Below are 18124 nucleotides of genomic sequence, written 5' to 3' on the forward strand. Positions count from 1 at the left end.
TCCTTGACGGGCTCATGCCGGGCTCAGCCGCACCGGCAGACTGGTCAGTCCGTGGATGAAGTTGCCGCCGCTCCACACCGGCGGACCGGCCGGGGCGATCGCGCGTACGCGGCGGGTCAGCGCGGTCAGCAGCGCGCCCAGTTCGAGCCGGGCCACCCGGGCCCCGACGCAGACGTGCGGGCCCCAGCCGAAGGCGAGGTGCCGGTTCGGGGCGCGGTCGGGGAGGAAGGCGTCCGGGTCGGCGAAGACCGCCGGGTCGCGGTTGGCCGAGCAGAGCCAGGCGGTCACCCGCTCGCCGGGGGCCAGCGGGGTGCCGGCGACCGTCACCGGCCGGGTCACCGTGCGCAGCGCGTGCAGGCCGGGGCTGGTCCAGCGCAGGATCTCCTCGACGGCGGTCGGCAGCAGCTCCGGCGAGGCGCGCAGCGCCGTCCACAGCGCGGGCTGCTCCCCGAAGACCAGCAGGGCACCGGCCGCCGCGTAGCGGACGGTCTCGCTGGCACCGGTCAGCACCCCGCTGCAGTTGACGATCAGCTCCTCGTCGGTGAGGTCGCCGCCGGCCGCGAGCAGTTCGCTGATCAGGTCGTCGCCGGGGCGGGCGCGGCGCCGGTCGAGCAGCTCGGCGAAGTAGCCGAAGATCTCGGCGTTGGCGTCCAGCCGGTCGATGGGGTCGGGGGAGTCCAGGCCGTCGGTGGTGAGCCGGCCGATCAGCGGCCAGTCGGCCCGCGGCAGGTCCATCATGGCGCAGATGACCTGGTTGGGCAGCCGCCGCGCCAGGTCCCCGACGGCGTCCAGGACCCAGGGCCCGTCCGCCGGCCGCCCGCCGGCACCGGCCGCGACCGTCTCGTCCACCAGGTCGGTGACGCCGTCGACGATCCGGTCGTGCCAGCGCCGCAGCGCCGCGGGCGTGAAGGGCGCCCCCACCACGCGGCGGATCCGGCCGTGCCGCGGCGGGTCGCTGACCACCATCATCCGGTCGGCGACCAGCCGGGCCGCCTCGTCCGAGCCGCCGATCCGGATCCCGGCGCGGGAGCTGAACGTGCCCGGGTCCCCCAGCACGGCGAGCACGTCGTCGTACCGGGCGGCCACCCAGAAGCCGGGGCCGTCGGGCTCCGGATGCCAGGTCAGGCCCGGCCGGGCGCGGACGGCCGCGAGCTGGTCCAGGTGCCGCTGCCCGGCGAAGACCTCCGGCGTGAGCAGGTCGATGTCCATCGCCGCTCAGCGCGCCTCGATCACGGAGAACGGCGACCCGGCGACGGCCGAGACCCGGTGCATCCGGTAGCCGGCGGCCTCCAGGATCCGGGCGAACCCGGCCCGGTCGCGTTCCCGTCCGCCGGTGAGGACCATCATGCCGAGGTCGCTCCAGCGGCTGACGTGCTGGGTGCCGTCCTCCGGCACCAGCATCTCGATGACCAGCAGCCGCCCGCCGGACGCCAGGGCGCGGCGGCTCGACCGCAGGATGTCCACGGCCTGCTCGTCGGTCCAGTCGTGCAGGACGCTGCACAGCAGATGGGTGTCGGCGCCGGTGGGCACCGCGGCGAAGAAGTCGCCGGGCACGGCACGGCAACCGGGCACTCCGCCGCGGAGGTTCACCTCGTCGATCACCGTGGGACGGTCGAAGAGGACGCCGCTCGCGTGCGGGGCCACCGACAGGATCTCGCCGAGGAGGAAGCCGTCGGCGCCGCCGATGTCCAGGATCACCCGCGACTCCGACCAGTCGACGGCCTCGGCCGCCTGCCGGTAGAGGCGGCCGGTGCGCTCCCGCATGCGGCGCAGGAACGCGACGTTCTCGCCGCGTCTGGAGTTCTTGACGCCGAAGAAGCCGCCGCCGTCGCCCTCGTCGAAGGAGGCCGCGCCGGTGCGGAAGGTGTCCGTGGCCCGGAGCCAGGCGAGCTGGCTCTCGGCGTTGACCAGGGACGCGGAGAGGCTGTGCGGGTCGTCGCGGCGCAGCCGCGCGCCGAGCGCGGTCAGCCGGAAGCCGGCGGCCGGGTCGCCGGCGAAGAACCCGGCCGGGGCGAGCGCGGACAGCAGCCGCCCCAGGGCGTCGGGATCGGCGTCGATCAGGCCCGCGGTGGTCGCCACGGGCTGCGCGACCGACCGGTCCATCACATCGGCGACGCCGAGCTCGACGGCGATCCGCAGGGCGTGCGGGAGCACCGCGACCATGCTGTCGTCGACGAGCGTGAGGTAGTCCTCCACGATCCTGTCGGTGGCCCCGGCGACGCCGGCGGAGTCGGTGCGGGCGGGAGTGGTCTCGGTGTACGTGGTCATCGTCAGCCGCTTTCCTGGGGTCGGGACGCGCAGCAGCTCCGTCACCGCTCGATGGTCGACCTTGCCGTTGGCGTTGTGGGGGAGTGCGTCGAGGCGGCGCACCACGTCGGGCACCAGATGGCCGGGGAGCCGGTCGCGCAGCTCCGCGCGCACCCGGTCCGGGTCCGCGTCGCCGGTGAAGGCCAGGCCCAGGCGTTCGTACGCGCCGCCGCGGCCGGTCAGGGCGACCGCCACGCAGTCGCGCACGCCGGCGCGGTCCGCGGCCCGGCTCTCCACCTCGCCCAGCTCCACGCGGTAGCCGCGGATCTTCACCTGCCGGTCGGCGCGGCCGAGGAAGTGCAGCACGCCGTCGGCGTCGCGCTCCGCGCGGTCGCCGGTGCGGTAGACCCGGGTGGGCACGCCCCCGACGTCGACGGTGACGAACCGCTCGGCGGTGCGCTCCGGGTCGTGCAGGTAGCCCCGGGCCAGCCCGGAGCCCGCGACGCACAGCTCGCCGTCGATCAGGTGGACCTCGGTGCCGGGCACCGGCCGCCCGATGGGCACGCCGTGCGGCCGGTCGCAGTCCTCGGGCCGGATACGGTGCATGGTGGCGAAGGCGAAGCTCTCCACCGGGCCGTAGCAGTTGTGCACGGTGATGTCCGGGTGGCGGAGCAGCAGCTCGCGCACCGGCCCGGGGGCCAGCCGCTCCCCGCCGATGAACATCAGGTCGACCCCGCGGAAGCAGTCGGGATCCAGCCGCACCAGCAGGTTCACCACGGACGCGACCAGGACGAGGGTGTTCACCCCGTGCCGGTCGATCAGCTCGCGCAGGGCGTCCGGCAGCAGGTGGTCCTCGTCCGGCAGCACCACCGTGCCGCCGCGGCCGAGCATGCCCCACAGCTCCAGCCCGCAGGCGTCCCAGCCGACCGGCGAGAGCTGCGGCAGCACCCGTCCGGGGCCGAAGGCCGCCAGGGGTCCGGTGTCGAAGAGCCGCAGCACGGCCCGGTGCGGGGTCACCACCCCCTTGGGGGTGCCGGTGCTCCCGGAGGTGAAGAAGACGCAGGCCGGTTCGTCCGGTCCGATGCCGGCCGGGGCCTTCCGCGGCCCGGGCACGGGCGCGGGCACGGCCGGCGGGGTCCAGCAGGGGGCGCCGTCGAGCGGGGTGTCCGTGACGAACACCGGTGCCCGCAGCAGGCGCAGCAGTTCACGGACCCGTTCGTCCGGCCACTTCACGTCGATGGGGCAGTAGGCCGCGCCCGTCTTCAGCACGGCCAGCAGCAGGGTCGCCATCCGGGCCGAGCGGGCGATCCGCACCGGCACCAGACAGCCCGGTCCCACCCCCGCCGCGGCCAGCGCGGCGGCATGGGAATCGGCCTCCGCGACCAGCCGGGAATAGGTGACCGGTCCTTCACCGTCTATCAGCGCAATATGGTCGCCGTATTGTGCCGCGCGTTCGTCGAGTGCCTGGTGAATCAGCACGTACCGCTCCTTGTCCGCAGCTTCGATCGCACGCATATTCACCCGCGGCGACGATCGGGGCAACCCCTACGAACCCCCTAGGGGAACCCCCCGCACCCAGGTGCGGACAGGCGTGTTCCGCACTGTCAGGCCCCTCCCGCCAGGGTTTCGTTGACATTCCCCGACGCCCGTCCTTAGCGTCCATTTCGTCGCGGTACCGGGATCCGGAAATTCTTCTTCCCGTCCTTGAAACCGATTATCGAGCCCTGGGGGAATTCGTGTCTTCCGCACCCCATTCCAGAAATCAGCACGCCGTCGACGCCGGCATCGACCACATCACCCTCTCCGTCGGTGACGCCCGGGCCCGGGCGGCCGAGTTCGTCGAGCGCTACGGCTTCGAGGTCATCGCCACCGGGGACACCGCGGAGTTCACCGCCGTGGCCGTGCGGCAGCGGGACGTCGTCCTGGTGCTGCTGGAGGGCCGCACCGACGAGCACCCGGCCACCCTCTACACCGCCCGGCACGGCGACGGCGTGAGCGACATCGCCCTCGGCGTGGCCGCGCCGGACCCCACGGTGCTCGAAGCCTTCGGCGACGTGACCCACACCTTCGTCAGCCGGCCCCCCGGCGCGCCCTGGTCGCTGCCCGGCATCACCCCGGTGCCCGCCGCGGACCGCGCGCCCGGCGCCGGAGCCACCGCGCCGCCCAGGAGCCACCTGCTGTGCGTCGACCACATCGCGATCTGCCTGGAGACCGGCGAACTGGACCCGACCGTCGAGTTCTACGCCCGGACGCTGGGCTGGCGGGTGGTCTTCGAGGAGGACATCCACGTCGGCGCCCAGGCCATGCAGTCCAAGGTGGTGCAGAGCCCCGGCGGCGGCGTGACGCTGACGCTGCTCCAGCCCATGACCGGAGCCGTCCCGGGCCAGATCGACGACTTCCTGAAGAAGCACGGCGGCAGCGGCGTGCAGCACCTGGCCTTCGCGGTGCCCGACGTCGTGGACGCGGTGGCCGACCTCGGCACCGCCGGCGTCCGGTTCCTGGCCACGCCCGACTCGTACTACGAGGACCTGGAGGAGCGGCTCGGCGGCTCCGGCCACGCCGTGGCGGAACTCCGCAAGTACAGCGTGCTCGCCGACCGGGACCACGACGGCGAGCTGTTCCAGATCTTCACCCGGTCCGAGCACCCGCGCCGCACCCTCTTCATGGAGATCATCGAACGCCGCGGCGCGACCACCTTCGGCAGCAACAACATCCGCAAGCTGTACGAGGCGGTCGAGCGACAGGACCGGACGTGACCGGCGGGCGGGCCGCCCCGGCGGCGGATCCGCTCACCCTCGACGACCTGGAGGACCGGGCCCGCGCCGTGCTGGCGTCCGAGGTGTACGACTTCGTGGCCGGCGGAAGCGGCCACGAGTCGACCCTCGGCGCCAACCGGGCCGCCTTCGACCGCTGCCACCTCGTGCCGCGCGTGCTGTCCGGGACGGCCGCCGCGGACACCACGACCACCCTGCTGGGCGCACCGGCGTCGATGCCCGTCGCCGTGGCGCCGATGGCCTTCCACACGCTGGTGCACCCGGACGGCGAACCGGGGGTCGCCCGTGCCGCCGCCGCGGCCGGCGTCCCCTTCACGGCGGCGACCCTCGCCGCCCGCCCCCTCGACGAACTGGCCGTCACCGGCGGCGAACTGTTCTTCCAGCTGTACTGGCTGCGCGACCGGGACCGCACCGAACGCCTGATCGCCGAGGCCGAACGGCTCGGCGCCCGCGCCCTGGTCCTCACCGTCGACGTGCCCTTCATGGGCCGGCGCCTGCGCGACCTGCGCAACGGATTCGCCGTGCCCGCCCACGCCGCCCCGGCGAACCTCGCCCCGGCGCAGCACGGCGGCGGACAGAGCGTCGGCGGACACGCCGCCGCCGTCATCGACCCCACCCTCTCCTGGTCCGACCTGGAGCGGGTCCGGCGGCGGACGCGACTGCCCCTGGTCCTCAAGGGGATCCTCGACCCGGCGGACGCCCGGCGCGCGGTGGACCTCGGCGCGGACGGCCTGGTCGTCTCCAACCACGGCGGCCGGCAGCTCGACGGCGCCGTCCCCAGCCTCCTGGCCCTGGCCGGGATCAGGGACGAGGTCGGCGACGCCTGCGAACTGCTCCTCGACAGCGGGGTGCGCGGCGGCACCGACGTGCTGCGCGCGCTCGCCCTCGGCGCGTCCGGGGTGCTCCTCGGCCGGCCGGTCCTGTGGGCCCTGGCCTCCGGCGGCGAGCCGGGCGTGACCGGAGCGCTGAAACTGCTGCGCACCGAACTGGCCGCGGCGATGGCCCTGGCCGGCGCGCCCGACGTGGCCGCGGCCGGACGGCTCGGCGTGCGCTGGGCGCCCGGCGCGAACGAACGGGAGGCGCGATGACCGACCCGTCCCACGCCCGGACGGCACGGCCCGGGGCGGTGATGGACCTGGCCGACCTGCACGGCTCGCTGTCCGACCCGGCGCTGCTGTCCATGAACCTGCTCAACGAGGTCTCAGAGCGGTACCCGGACGCGGTGTCCTTCGCCGCCGGCCGGCCCGACCCGGGCGACTTCGCGATCGAGGACGTCCACCGGTACCTGCGCGCCTGGACCGCGCACGTCGCCGACGGCACGCCCGGCGGCGCGGAGACGGCCCGCAACCGGCTCTACCAGTACGGCCGCACCAAGGGGGTGATCCAGGACCTGGTGGCCCGCAACCTCGCCACCGACGAGTCGATCCACGCCGACCCGGAGTCGATCGTGGTGACCGTCGGCTGCCAGGAGGCCATGGTCCTGGTGCTGCGGGCGCTGCGCGCCGACGACCGCGACGTGCTCCTCACCACCTCGCCGGCCTACGTGGGCATCACCGGCGCGGCCCGGCTGGTCGACCTCCCGGTCGTGCCCGTCGACAGCGGCTCCGGCGGCATCGACCTGGACGACCTGGCGGCCAAGGTGCGGGGGGCCCGCGAGGCCGGACTGCGGCCCCGCGCCTGCTACCTGGTGCCCGACTTCGCCAACCCGACCGGACTCAGCCTGGACGTGCCGACCCGGCGCCGGCTCCTCGACCTCGCCGCCGAACTGGACATCCTCCTCGTCGAGGACAACCCGTACGGCTTCTTCGGCGACGGGAGCCCCCCGAAACCGACGCTCAAGTCGATGGACGAGGGCCACCGGGTCGTCTACCTCGGCTCGTACGCCAAGACCGCCCTGCCCGGCGCCCGCATCGGGTACGTGGTGGCGGACCAGCCGGTCGTCCGGGACGGAGAGGCCGTCGGCACCCTCGCCGACGAGCTCTCGAAGATCAAGAGCATGATCACGGTCAACACCCCGCCGATCGCCCAGGCGGTCATCGGCGGCAGGCTGCTGGAGAGCGGCTTCGCCCTGCGCGAGGCCAACCGGGACGCCACCGCGCGGTACGGCCTGCGCCTGCGCCACCTGCTCGACGGGCTCGCCGCGCGCTTCCCGGCGCCGTCGCCCGTCACCTGGAACCGCCCGGACGGCGGATTCTTCCTGGTCGTCACGGTGCCGTTCACCGCCGACGACGAGCTGCTCGCCCACTCGGCCCGGCGGCACAAGGTCATCTGGACGCCCATGCACCACTTCTACGCGGCAGGGGGCGGCCTGCGGCAACTGCGGCTGTCCTGCAGCTCGCTCACGCCGGAGGAGATCGACCTCGGTCTGGACCGGTTCGCTTCGCTGGTGACCGATCTTCTGGAGAGGACCTGAGAACCATGAGAGCGCTGACGGTAAACGGTCGGACGATCTCCGACGAGACCGACGCCTATGTGATCGCCGAGATCGGCCACAACCACGAGGGCGACCTGGGCAAGGCCGAGGAGCTGGTGCGGCAGGCCGCCGCGGCCGGCGCCAGTGCGGTCAAACTGCAGAAGCGGAGCAACCGCTCCCTCTTCACCCGGGCCATGTTCGACTCCCCCTACACGGGACGCAACAGCTTCGGCCCGACGTACGGCGCGCACCGCGAGTTCCTGGAGTTCGGCACCGCCGAGTACACCCACCTCCAGCAGCTGTCGGCCGAGCTGGGCGTCGACTTCATGGCGACCGCCTTCGACTTCGCCAGCGTCGACTTCCTGGCCGAGCTGGGGGTCCCGGCGATCAAGATCGCGTCCGGGGACATCAGGAACACCCCCCTCCTCGCCTACGCGGCGAAGGTGGGCAAGCCGCTGATCGTGAGCACCGGCGGCGCCGACATGGAGGCCGTGCGGCGCGCCTGCGGCACCGTCCTGCCCATCAACCCCGACCTGGCGCTGCTCCAGTGCACGGCGATGTACCCGGCCGAGCCGGAGGTGCTGAACCTCTCGGTGCTGGACGCCTACCGGGCCGAGTTCCCGGAGACGGTGGTCGGCTTCTCCGGGCACGACCTGGGCCCGTGGGCCGCCTGGACCGCCTACGCCCTGGGCGCCCGGGTGGTGGAGAAGCACGTCACCCTCGACCGCACCGCGCCCGGCAGCGACCACGCCTTCTCGATGGAACAGCCCGACCTGGCCGAACTCGTCGACGGACTGCGCCGGGTGCGGCGCTCCCTCGGCGCCCGGGACAAGGAGGTCCTGGAGGGCGAGCGGCCCGCGATGGCCAAGATGGGCAAGAAGCTGGTCGCCCACCGGGACCTGCCGGCCGGGCACCGCCTCACCCTGGAGGACGTGGCGATCAAGTCGCCGGGCGACGGACTGACCCCCGACCGGCTCGCCGACGTGGTCGGCCGCTCCCTCGCCCGGCCGCTGGCCGCCGACGCCGACATCACCCTGGACGCGCTGGTGGACGCCGATGCCGGCCGCGATTGACCTGACCGGCTCGGTCGCCGTGGTGACCGGGGTGCACGGACGGCTCGGCGCGGTGTGGGCGGACGCCCTGCTGGGCGCCGGCGCCCACGTGGTGGGCCTGGACGTGCGGGAGAGCGGCGGACCGGAGCTGCGCGCGGTGCTGGACGCGCACGACCCGAAGCGGTTCACCCCGCTCGTCGCGGACGTCACCGACACCGCCGGCCTGCGCCGGGCGCTCGACGCCTGTCTCGACCTGGCCGGCGAACCGGACGTCCTGGTCAACAACGCGGGCATCGACAGCCCGCCGTCGGCCGACGGCACCGGCTGGCTCTTCGAGGACATCCCGGACGAGGTGTCCGGCGGCGTCCTCGCCGTCAACGCCCAGGGAACCCTGCGGATGTGCCAGGTGTTCGGCTCGCGGATGGCCCGCCGCGGCCGCGGCTCGATCGTCAACATCGGCTCGATGTACGGCGGCCTCGCGCCCGACCCCCGGATGTACGAGCACCTGCCGGTGGAGCCGCCGTTCCTGAAACCGCCCGCGTACGGCATGTCCAAGGCCGGCGTCGCCTCGCTCACCCGCTACCTGGCGGTGCTGTGGGGGCCGGCCGGAGTCCGGGTCAACACCCTGTCGCCGGGCGGGGTGCTGGGCGCGCAGGACCCCGTGTTCCGGGCGAAGTTCGACGCCCGCGTGCCGCTGCGGCGGATGGCCCGCGCCGAGGACCTCACCGGACCGCTGCTGTTCCTCGCCTCCGACCTGAGCCGCTACGTCACCGGCACCGAACTCGCCGTGGACGGCGGGTTCGGCTGCCGGTGACCCCGACCCACCCCCGAGGAGAAGCCATGGACAGGTCCCTGGCCTGGATCCCGCGCACCGAGTTCGCGCGCGTCCTGGGACACGTCGACGACCCGTACGACCGGGCCCTCGCCTTCGCGGCGATGTCCCGGATCAACACCCTCTACATGATCACCCGCGCCGGGTCGGGACACATCGGGTCCAGCTTCAGCGCCGCCGACGTGGTCGGCTGGCTGCTGCTGGAGGAACTCGACCGGCCGTTCGAGGCCGACGGCGACGTGTACTTCTCGTCGAAGGGCCACGACGCGCCCGGCCTGTACGCCGCGATGATCGCCCTCGGCGGGCTCGACGAGGACCTGCTGCACCGGCTGCGGCGGATCGACGGACTGCCGGGCCACCCCGACACCGGCACCCCCGGCATGCCCTTCAACACCGGCTCCCTGGGCATGGGCATCTCCAAGGCGAAGGGCCTGGTCCTCGCCCACCGCCTGGCCGGCCGCACCTCCCGCGTCGTCGTCATGACCGGCGACGGCGAACTGCAGGAGGGCCAGAACTGGGAGGCGCTGCCCGGCGCCGCGCGGTACGGGATGGGCGAACTGACCGTCGTCGTCGACCACAACCGCCTCCAGTCCGACACGTACGTCGCCGACGTCAGCGACCTCGGCGACCTCACCGGCAAGTTCACCGCCGCCGGCTGGGGCGTGCTGCACTGCGACGGGCACGACCCCCGGCAGCTGGAGAAGGCCTTCGCCCAGCGCGCCGAGGAGCACCCCGACCGGCCCGTCGTGATCGTCGCCGACACGGTGAAGGGCGGCGGCTGCCCCACCTTCGCCGCGACCTCGATGGCCCCCGGCGAATGGCGCTACCGCCACCACAGCGGCGCCCCGAGCCCGGAGGACCACGACGCCGCGCTCCGGGAGCTGACGGCCACCGCCGACGAAATCCTGCGGCGCCACGGCCTGGCCCCCCTCCGGCCGGAGAGGCGCACCCTGGACCTGCCGGCGAAACCGGCCGGGGTCCGCCTGCCCGAGCTGTACGGGCGGCTGCTCACCGAGGCCGCGCACGAGGACCCGCGGATCGTCGCGCTCGACGGCGACCTGCTCCTCGACACCGGCCTCATCCCCTTCCGGGACGCCCACCCGGACCGGTTCGTCGAATGCGGCATCGCCGAACAGGACATGGTCTCGATGGCGGGCGGCCTCGCGGCCGGCGGCCTGCGGCCGTTCGTCCACTCCTTCTCCTGCTTCCTGCACGCCCGGCCCAACGAGCACATCTACAACAACGCCACCGAACGCAGGCCCGTGGTCTACGTCGGTTCGCTCGCCGGCCTCCTGCCCGCAGGACCCGGCCACTCGCACCAGGCCGTCCGCGACGTGTCCGCGCTGAGCGCCGTCCCCGGGCTCACCGTCCTGGAACCCTCCCACCCGGCCCAGCTGGCCGCCGCCCTCGACTACTGCCGGACCACCCCGGACAGCGTCTACCTGCGGCTGTCCAGCCAGGTGGTCCCCGCCGAGCTGGCCGGACTGCCGCCCGCCCCGCTGGTGCCCGGCCGGGGACACGTCCTGCGGCCCGGCCGCGACGCGGTCGCCCTCGGCGCCGGACCGGTCGTCCTCGCCCAGCTCCTCGGCGCCGCCGAGATCCTCGCCGCCCGGGGCGTCGAGCTGACCGTGGTGGACCTGCCCTGGCACAACCGCGTCGACCCCACCTGGCTCGACGAACTGCTCACCGGCGTCCGCCACGCCTTCGTGGTCGAGCACCAGTACGGCCGCGGCGGCCAGGCCGACCTGATCGCCCGGCAGCTGCTGGAGACCGGCACCTGGGACGGCGCCGGCTTCCGCGGCATCGGCCTCACCGAGGTGCCGCGCTGCGGCACCGACGCGGAAGTCCTCGCCGCCCACGGCATGGACGCACCCCACCTGGCCCACCTGATCGGCGCGGACGTCCTCGACCGCGGCCGCGCCACCGAACCGACGGGAGACACACCGTGGAAACTGTCCGCAACGAACTGACCCGCCCGCCCGAGGAACTCGTCGAGGGCTTCCGCGCGGTGCTCGCCGAGTACAGCCCCAGCTGCCTGGTCACCGACGCCCGACGGCGCGTCGGCGCCATCGGCGGGCTGCTCCCCGTCAAGCACCACCACAAGATCGCCGGACCGGCGCTCACCGTGAACCTCTCGATCGACGACCTCGTCGACTGCATGCCGGTGCTCACCCGCGCGCGCCCCGGCGACGTCGTCGTGGTCGCCTGCCACGGCACCACCCGCACCGCCATGTGGGGCGGCCTGATGTCCACCCTCTCGAAGCAGATCGGACTCGCCGCCGGCATCGTCGACGGCGCCGTCCGCGACGTCGACGAGATCCGCGACCTGGACTTCCCCGTCTGGTACCGCAGCACCGTCCCCCGGCCCTCCCCGACCGCCGTCCACGACCGCACCGAACCGGTCCAGGTCAACGTGCCGGTCGTGATCGACGGCCAGGTGATCCACCCCGGGGACATCGTGGTCGCCGACGAGAACGGCATCGCCGTCGTCCCCCGCGACGACGCCGAGGCCGTGCTCGACCGCACCCGGATGAACATCGACAGGGAACGGGTGATCCGCGACAAGATCGCCTCCGGCCTCTCCGTCGCCGAACTGATCGCCGAGTTCGGACACCTGTGATGCGCGTCTACGTCACCGGCGCCGACGGCATGCTCGGCACCGCCCTGCGCCACGAGCTCGCCGCCCGCCCCGAGACCGCCGACTGGCCCGTCCTCGGCGTCTCCCTCGCCGACTTCGACATCGGCGACGAGGCCGCCGTCCGGGACTCGATCGCCGACTTCCGGCCCGACGTGGTCGTGCACACCGCCGCCAACGCGGTCGTGGACTCCTGCGAGCGGAACCCCGGACCGGCCCTCCGCGTCAACGTCGGCGGCACCCACCACGTCGCCGACGCCTGCCGGCGCCACGGCAGCCGGCTCGTCTACATCTCCAGCGACTACGTCTTCGACGGCCGGGCCCCCGGGCCCGCCGGGTACAACGAGGACGACATCCCCGACCCGGTCAGCGTCTACGGCCTGAGCAAACTCGCCGGCGAACGGATCGTCGAGGCCGTCCCCGACCACCTCGTCGTCCGCACCTCCTGGCTGTACGGCGGCACCGACCCGGCCCTCGACCAGGTGCTCGCCGCCGCCCGGGAGTTCCTCGACGGCGGCCGGCCGCGCCTGATCGACGACCAGTTCAGCAGCCCGACCTACCTCCCCGACCTGGCGTCCGCGCTCGTGGGACTGCTGCCCGGCGCCCTCGCCGTCCGCGGCCTGCTGCACATCGCCAACCGGGGCCGGGCCAGCTGGTACCAGGTGGGCAGGGCGCTGGCCGAACGCCTCGGCACCGCCCACCCCGTGCCGATGTCCATGGACGACGCCGGATTCGTCGGCGGCCGGCCGCGCGACTCCCGCCTCGACAGCACCCGCGCGGCCGCCTTCGTCCACGCCATGCCCCACTGGACCGACGCCCTCGCCCGCTACTGCGCCCGGTTCACCGCCCTCGACCGGGGACCGGTGGACCGCTGATGCCCGTGCCGTTCCTGCTCCTCGACTTCGACGGGGTGGTGTGCGACACCGAACGGGCCGCGCTGCTGGCCTGGCAGGACCTCTACGACCGGCTCGGGGTCCCCCTCGACGCCGGCGTGCGGGACCGGATGGTCGGCAACTCGGCCGGAGCCCGGGTCGCCCTGGCCGACCTGGCCTCCCGGCTGGGCCGGCCGGTCGGCGAGGACGAATGGACCTGGCAGCGCGGGCGGCGCGCCGCCCGGTGCGCCGCCGCACCGGCCCGGCCCGGCGCGGAACGGCTGCTGGACACCGCGGAGGGCGCCGCGATCGTGTCCAGCAGCCCGGCCTCCTGGGTGGAGGAGCACCTGCGCCGCCTCGGCCTGCGGGACCGCTTCGCCTTCCTGGTGACCGGCGACGACACCGACCGGCACAAGCCGGCCCCGGACCTGTACCTGCGCGCGCTGGCGCGCGCCGGGGTCGGCGCCGACGACGCGCTGGCCGTCGAGGACTCCCCGCCGGGGGTCCGCGCCGCCCGCGCCGCCGGAATACGCTGCGTGGCGGTGCCCTGGGAGCCCGCCGGGGCCCCCGGCGTGGCCGGTGCCGACGCGGTGCTGTCGAGCCTGAGCGAACTGGACCTGCGGCGCTACCGGCGCCACGAGGCGTGACGAGGTGTGACATTGGAGATCACGGCGGACAACGCCCTGGAGGAGCTGTCCCGGCACGTCCTGATGGACGGCCTGGACCTCGTCCTCGACCTGGAACGCAGCCGCGGCAGCACGCTCGTCGACGCGCGCGGCGGCGAGGAGTACCTGGACCTGCTCACCTTCTACGGCTCCCTGCCCCTGGGCATGAACCACCCCGGCATGACCGGGGACCCGGCCTTCCTGGCCGAACTCACCCGCGCCGCCCTGCACAAGGTGACCAACTCCGACGTCTACACCGCGCAGTACGCGCGCTTCGCGGCGGCGTTCAGCCGGGTGCTCGGCGACCCCCGGCTGCCGCACCTCTTCTTCATCGACGGCGGCGCCCTCGCGGTGGAGAACGCCCTCAAGGTGGCCTTCGACTGGCGCGACCGGCGCCCGCGCGCCGACCCGGCGGCGCCCCTCGAGGTCCTGCACATGGAGGGCGCCTTCCACGGGCGCAGCGGCTACACGCTGAGCCTGACCAACACCTCGCCGACGGTGACCGCCCGCTTCCCGGCGTGGGACTGGCCGCGCGTCCCGCTGCCGGAGCCCGGCGCCGAGCACGAGGCGGTCGAGGTCGCGCGACGGCACCTGGAGGAGCGCGGCGACCGGATCGCCTGCTTCATCGCCGAGCCGGTCCAGGGCGCCGGCGGCGACCGGCACCTCGGCCGGGAGTTCCTGCTGCGCATGCAGGACCTCTGCCACGCCCACGACGTGCTCTTCGTCCTCGACGAGGTGCAGACCGGCTGCGGCGTGTCCGGCGCGCCGTGGACCTACCAGCGGCTCGGACTCGCCCCCGACGTGGTCGCCTTCGGCAAGAAGACCCAGGTGTGCGGCCTGATGGCGGGCGGCCGGGTGGACCAGGTGCCCGACGGCGCCCTGACCGTGCCGGACCGGCTCGGCTCCACCTGGGGCGGCAACACCGCGGACATGGTCCGCGCCACCCGGATCCTGGAGATCATCGAACGGGACGGCCTCGTGGAGGCCGCCGAGGCCAAGGGCGCCCACCTCGGCAAACTGCTCGCCGGCCTGGCCGCCGCCCACCCGGCGCTCGTGAGCGGCGTGCGGGGCCTGGGCCTGATGTGGGCCTTCGACCTGCCGGACCCGGCCCTGCGCAAGGAGGTCCTGGACCGCCTGCGCCGCGACCACCGGGTCCTGCTGCTGCCCGGCGGGCCGCGCGCCGTCCGCTTCCGCCCGGCCCTGACCATCGGCCTCGGCGAACTGGAGAGCGCGGTCGCCGCCGTGGACGCGGTCCTCACCTCGCTGGCCCCCGCGCGTACGGGGTCGTAGGGGTTGTCAGCCGCCGAAGGCCGCGGCCAGAATACGGGCGGCTTTGAATTCCGGAAGCGAAAAAGGAGTGCGACGGCTCATGAGTAATCCGTTCGAGGATGAAAGTGCTTCCTACTGCGTTCTGGTCAATGCGGAACTGCAGTATTCATTGTGGCCGGATTTCGCGGAGGTCCCGGCCGGCTGGACCGTCGTCCTGCCGAGCACGACCCGGCAGAACTGCCTGGACTACGTGAACGAGCACTGGGTCGACATGCGCCCCAAGAGCCTGGTCGACGCGATGCGCCGGAGCGGCTGAAGCACCCGCGCCGGAACGCGGCCAGGGACCGCCCCGCCTCACGGGGAGGTCCCTGGCCGCCGCCTTTTCCTCCTCCGCGACAGCCGATAGCGCCCTGATAGCCGGTCGATGAGCCCGGCGGGAAACATGGCTCGCGTCGGTGACCGTAATGGTCTTCCCCCTACTGACCTACGGGAGGAGTTCGCGGTGGAACTGGTGGAGCGCGAGGCACCGTTGGCGCTGCTGACCGCACTGGCGGCAAAGGCGCGGGGCGGGCACGGACGCGCCGTGCTGGTCTCCGGACCGGTGGCGGCCGGCAAGAGCGTCCTGGTGCACAACGTCGCCGACCGGGCCCCCGGCCTGGGCATGTTCGCGCTGACGGCGCTGGGATCGGAGGACGAGCGGCACCTGCCCCTGGGAGTGGTGCGGCAGCTCGTCGACGACGCCCCGCTGGACCCCGCGGACCGGGCGCGGGCCGTGGCGCTCATCGAGGAGGGCGGGCGCGCCGCCCGGCACCCGGACACCGGGACGCCGGTGGACGCCGGCATCGTGCAGGGCCTCTGCGCCGTCCTGCTCGACCTGGCCGAACGCCGCCCGCTGTACCTCGCCGTCGACGACGTCGAGCAGGCCGACCCTGCCTCGCTGACCTGCCTCGCCTACCTGGCCCGGCGGCTGAACAGCGCCCGGGTGCTCGCGGTGTTCACCCACAGCGGCCACGGCTGCGACACCGACTTCCGCTTCGGGGCCGACCTGCTGAGGCAGCCCCACTGCCACCGGGTCGAGGTGACCCCGCTGTCCCTCGCGGGCGTACGGCGGCTGATCGCCCAGCACCTCGGCGAGACCGTCGCCGACGCCCGGGCCGCCGACTGGCACGCCGCCAGCGGAGGCAACCCGCTGCTCGTCGAGGCACTGGTCCGCGACCACCTCGGCGGCGACGAGGCGGGCCCCCGCTTCCGCGAGGCCGTCCTGTCCTGCCTGCGCCGAGGCTGCCCGGACATGACCCGGGCGCTGAACGGCTGCGCGGTGCTCGGCGCCCCGGCCGACCCGGAGGGCCTGGACGCCCTGATCGGCCTCGGCCCCTCCCGTACCACCGAGGCGGTGCACGCGCTGGTCGCCGGCGGACTGCTCACCGCGGACGGATTCCGCCACGAGGCCGCCCGCGAGGCGGTGACCGGCGCCATCGAGGCGGCCGAGCTCGCCCGGCTGCACGCCCGGGCGGCCGTACTCGCCCACGAACGCGGCGCCGGCACCGACACGATCGCCGACCACCTGCTCCGGGCCGGAGCGCCGGCCGCCGGCGGCGCTCCGGCGGAGCCCTGGGCCCTGCCCGCCCTGGAGGACGCCGCCGGCCACGCCCTGCGCGAGGGCGCGGCCGACCGCGCCGTGGACTGCCTCCGGCTGGCCCGGCGGATCTGCGCGGACCCGCACCGGCGACCGCGCCTCACCGCCGCCCTGGTCCGTGCCGAGTGGAGCATCAACCCCGGAGTGTCCGCCGCCCGGCTCGGCGAACTCGCCGAGGCGCTGCGCGAGGGCCGTCTGCGGAGCGTCGACGCGCTGACGCTGGTACGGGCGCTGCTCTGGCACGGCCGCTTCGACCAGGCCCGGGAGGTCCTCGGACGGCTCGCCGCGTCCGGGCGGGCGACGGACGCCGAGACGGCCACCGAACTGCAGATCACCCGGCGCCGGCTGCGGCACGCCTATCCGTCCTTCCTCGCCGCGCTCGGCCCCCGGCCCGCCGCCGGCCGGCCCCCCACCCACTCGGTGAGCGCCGACCGCCGGCTCCAGGCCGTGTCCGCGCTGGCCGCGGTGCTCGCCGAAGGACCCCACCCCGAGCCGGTCGGCGTGGCGCAGCGGGTCCTCCACGGCACCCGGCCCGACGAACTGTCCACCGAGACCGTCGAAAGCGCCCTCCTCACCCTCGCCTACAGCGGGCGGGCCGAGCGCGCCGCCCACTGGTGCGACGTCATCCTGGACCGCTCCCAGGAGCGCCGGCTGCCGGCCAGACGGGCCCGGATCGGCGCGGTGCGGGCCGAGGCGGCCCTGCGCCGGGGCGACCTCGTCGACGCCCGGCGCTACGCGAGCGAGGCGCTCGCCACCCTGCCGGCGATCAGCTGGGGCGTGACCGTCGGCGCCCCGCTGAGCACCCTGGTCCTGGCCGCCACCGCGATGGGCCGCTACGACGAGGCCCAGACCCACCTCGACCACCGCGTGCCGGAGGCGATGGCCGACACCCGCTACGGCATGCACTACCTCCACGCGCGGGCGCGGTTCGGGCTGGCCACCGGCCACCTGGAGATGGCCCTGGAGGACCTGCGCCGCTGCGGTGCCACGCTGCGCCGCTGGGGGATGGACACGCCCGGCCTCATCCCGTGGCGCACCGACGTGGCCGAGGTGTACCTGGGCCTCGGCCGCCCGGACGACGCCCTGCGGGTGCTGGAGGAACAGGCCGCCCTGTTCCCCGTGATGCCGAACCGGGTCCGCGGCGCCGCGACCCGGGTCCTCGCCGGGACCGGAGCCCCGGCGCACCGGCCGGCGCTGCTGCGCCGGGCCGCCGAACTGCTGCAGTCCGACGACGGCGACCGGTACGAACTCGCCCTGGCCTTCGCCGACCTGGCCCGCGCCTACCGCACCCTGGGCGAGTTCCGGCGGGCCGCGGCGGCCGAGCGCCGCGCCGTGATCGTGGCGGCCGACTGCCACGCCGAGGCGCTGGTCAGGGGCCTGGCCCTGGAGAGCCCCACGGCGGCGCCGGCCCGGCCCGACGGCGGCGACGGGCTCACCGAGGCCGAGCGCCGGGTGGCCGCGATGGCCGCGGTCGGCTGCTCCAACCGGGAGATAGCCGAGGGGCTGCACGTCACGGTCAGCACGGTCGAGCAGCATCTGACCCGCACGTACCGGAAGCTGCGCATCAGCCGGCGGGCGGACCTGCCGCCGCTGCTGGGCGGCCCGGCGAAGGGGGACCTCACCGACGCGGGCCGGCACTGAGCCCGGGGACGCGTCCGGGCGGGCAGGGGGGGACGGCGGCCGCGCGCCGTTCCCGCCGCCGCTTTCCTTTCCGCCGTCGAAATTCCGA

At 74.5% G+C, this 18124-nt stretch carries 14 protein-coding genes; 12 read left to right on the forward strand and 2 right to left on the reverse strand.

Annotated elements, in window-relative coordinates; genetic code table 11:
* Positions 1-12: 12 nt before the first annotated feature.
* Together ACFW6A_RS20600 and ACFW6A_RS20605 are read right to left on the reverse strand one after the other, a co-directional pair.
* A complete protein-coding gene (locus ACFW6A_RS20600; protein ID WP_351845686.1) occupies positions 13-1209 on the reverse strand; it encodes a cytochrome P450 in 1197 nt (398 codons plus the stop codon).
* 6 nt (positions 1210-1215) lie between these two features.
* A complete protein-coding gene (locus ACFW6A_RS20605; RefSeq protein ID WP_351845684.1) occupies positions 1216-3726 on the reverse strand; it encodes an AMP-binding protein in 2511 nt (836 codons plus the stop codon).
* A gap of 257 nt (positions 3727-3983) precedes the next feature.
* On the opposite strand from ACFW6A_RS20605, the gene ACFW6A_RS20610 reads away from it, so the two are divergent.
* From ACFW6A_RS20610 to ACFW6A_RS20665, 12 genes are all read left to right on the forward strand, one after another.
* Entirely contained in the window at positions 3984-5003 is a 1020-nt protein-coding gene (locus tag ACFW6A_RS20610) for a VOC family protein (RefSeq protein WP_386641808.1), read from the forward strand.
* Positions 5000-6109 (forward strand): alpha-hydroxy acid oxidase, encoded by a 1110-nt coding sequence (locus ACFW6A_RS20615; protein WP_386641811.1) that lies wholly within the window; start codon positions 5000-5002, stop codon positions 6107-6109. Before ACFW6A_RS20610 ends, ACFW6A_RS20615 begins: the two co-directional genes overlap by 4 nt.
* The gene (locus ACFW6A_RS20620) at positions 6106-7434 is read left to right on the forward strand and encodes a PLP-dependent aminotransferase family protein (RefSeq protein WP_386641814.1); all 1329 of its coding nucleotides are present in this window, start codon (positions 6106-6108) and stop codon (positions 7432-7434) included. The genes ACFW6A_RS20615 and ACFW6A_RS20620 overlap by 4 nt, the downstream gene beginning before the upstream one ends.
* A 5-nt stretch (positions 7435-7439) precedes the next feature.
* Positions 7440-8507 carry an N-acetylneuraminate synthase family protein gene (locus ACFW6A_RS20625; protein WP_351845676.1) on the forward strand — a complete coding sequence of 356 codons (1068 nt, stop codon included), beginning with the start codon at positions 7440-7442 and terminating at the stop codon, positions 8505-8507.
* On the forward strand, positions 8491-9300 hold the full coding sequence (locus tag ACFW6A_RS20630; protein WP_386483826.1) for an SDR family oxidoreductase: 810 nt from the start codon (positions 8491-8493) through the stop codon (positions 9298-9300). Before ACFW6A_RS20625 ends, ACFW6A_RS20630 begins: the two co-directional genes overlap by 17 nt.
* Before the next feature lie 26 nt (positions 9301-9326).
* Positions 9327-11288, forward strand: coding sequence for a transketolase C-terminal domain-containing protein (locus ACFW6A_RS20635; RefSeq protein ID WP_351845672.1), 1962 nt, complete (start codon positions 9327-9329; stop codon positions 11286-11288).
* A complete protein-coding gene (locus ACFW6A_RS20640) occupies positions 11264-11938 on the forward strand; it encodes an RraA family protein (RefSeq protein WP_351845670.1) in 675 nt (224 codons plus the stop codon). The genes ACFW6A_RS20635 and ACFW6A_RS20640 overlap by 25 nt, the downstream gene beginning before the upstream one ends.
* Positions 11938-12828 carry a dTDP-4-dehydrorhamnose reductase gene (gene rfbD, locus ACFW6A_RS20645; protein WP_351845668.1) on the forward strand — a complete coding sequence of 297 codons (891 nt, stop codon included), beginning with the start codon at positions 11938-11940 and terminating at the stop codon, positions 12826-12828. Before ACFW6A_RS20640 ends, rfbD begins: the two co-directional genes overlap by 1 nt.
* Positions 12828-13472 carry an HAD family hydrolase gene (locus tag ACFW6A_RS20650; RefSeq protein ID WP_386486856.1) on the forward strand — a complete coding sequence of 215 codons (645 nt, stop codon included), beginning with the start codon at positions 12828-12830 and terminating at the stop codon, positions 13470-13472. The genes rfbD and ACFW6A_RS20650 overlap by 1 nt, the downstream gene beginning before the upstream one ends.
* A gap of 6 nt (positions 13473-13478) precedes the next feature.
* Complete coding sequence (gene lat, locus ACFW6A_RS20655; RefSeq protein WP_351845664.1) at positions 13479-14780, forward strand: L-lysine 6-transaminase; 1302 nt, start codon at positions 13479-13481, stop codon at positions 14778-14780.
* 79 nt (positions 14781-14859) lie between these two features.
* Complete coding sequence (locus ACFW6A_RS20660) at positions 14860-15075, forward strand: MbtH family protein (RefSeq protein WP_351845662.1); 216 nt, start codon at positions 14860-14862, stop codon at positions 15073-15075.
* Positions 15076-15261: 186 nt separating this feature from the next.
* Positions 15262-18036 carry an ATP-binding protein gene (locus ACFW6A_RS20665; RefSeq protein ID WP_386641819.1) on the forward strand — a complete coding sequence of 925 codons (2775 nt, stop codon included), beginning with the start codon at positions 15262-15264 and terminating at the stop codon, positions 18034-18036.
* Positions 18037-18124 lie beyond the last annotated feature (88 nt).

Origin of the sequence: Streptomyces sp. NPDC058758 (assembly GCF_042746075.1) — a bacterium.
Lineage (GTDB): Bacteria > Actinomycetota > Actinomycetes > Streptomycetales > Streptomycetaceae > Streptomyces.

Coding starts and splice junctions, on each gene's coding strand:
- ACFW6A_RS20635 (WP_351845672.1), top strand. CDS start 9,327: ATGGACAGGTCCCTGGCCTGGATCCCGCGCACCGAGTTCGCGCGCGTC.
- ACFW6A_RS20660 (WP_351845662.1), top strand. CDS start 14,860: ATGAGTAATCCGTTCGAGGATGAAAGTGCTTCCTACTGCGTTCTGGTC.
- ACFW6A_RS20625 (WP_351845676.1), top strand. CDS start 7,440: ATGAGAGCGCTGACGGTAAACGGTCGGACGATCTCCGACGAGACCGAC.
- ACFW6A_RS20620 (WP_386641814.1), top strand. CDS start 6,106: ATGACCGACCCGTCCCACGCCCGGACGGCACGGCCCGGGGCGGTGATG.
- ACFW6A_RS20650 (WP_386486856.1), top strand. CDS start 12,828: ATGCCCGTGCCGTTCCTGCTCCTCGACTTCGACGGGGTGGTGTGCGAC.
- ACFW6A_RS20630 (WP_386483826.1), top strand. CDS start 8,491: ATGCCGGCCGCGATTGACCTGACCGGCTCGGTCGCCGTGGTGACCGGG.
- ACFW6A_RS20600 (WP_351845686.1), bottom strand. CDS start 1,209: ATGGACATCGACCTGCTCACGCCGGAGGTCTTCGCCGGGCAGCGGCAC.
- rfbD (WP_351845668.1), top strand. CDS start 11,938: ATGCGCGTCTACGTCACCGGCGCCGACGGCATGCTCGGCACCGCCCTG.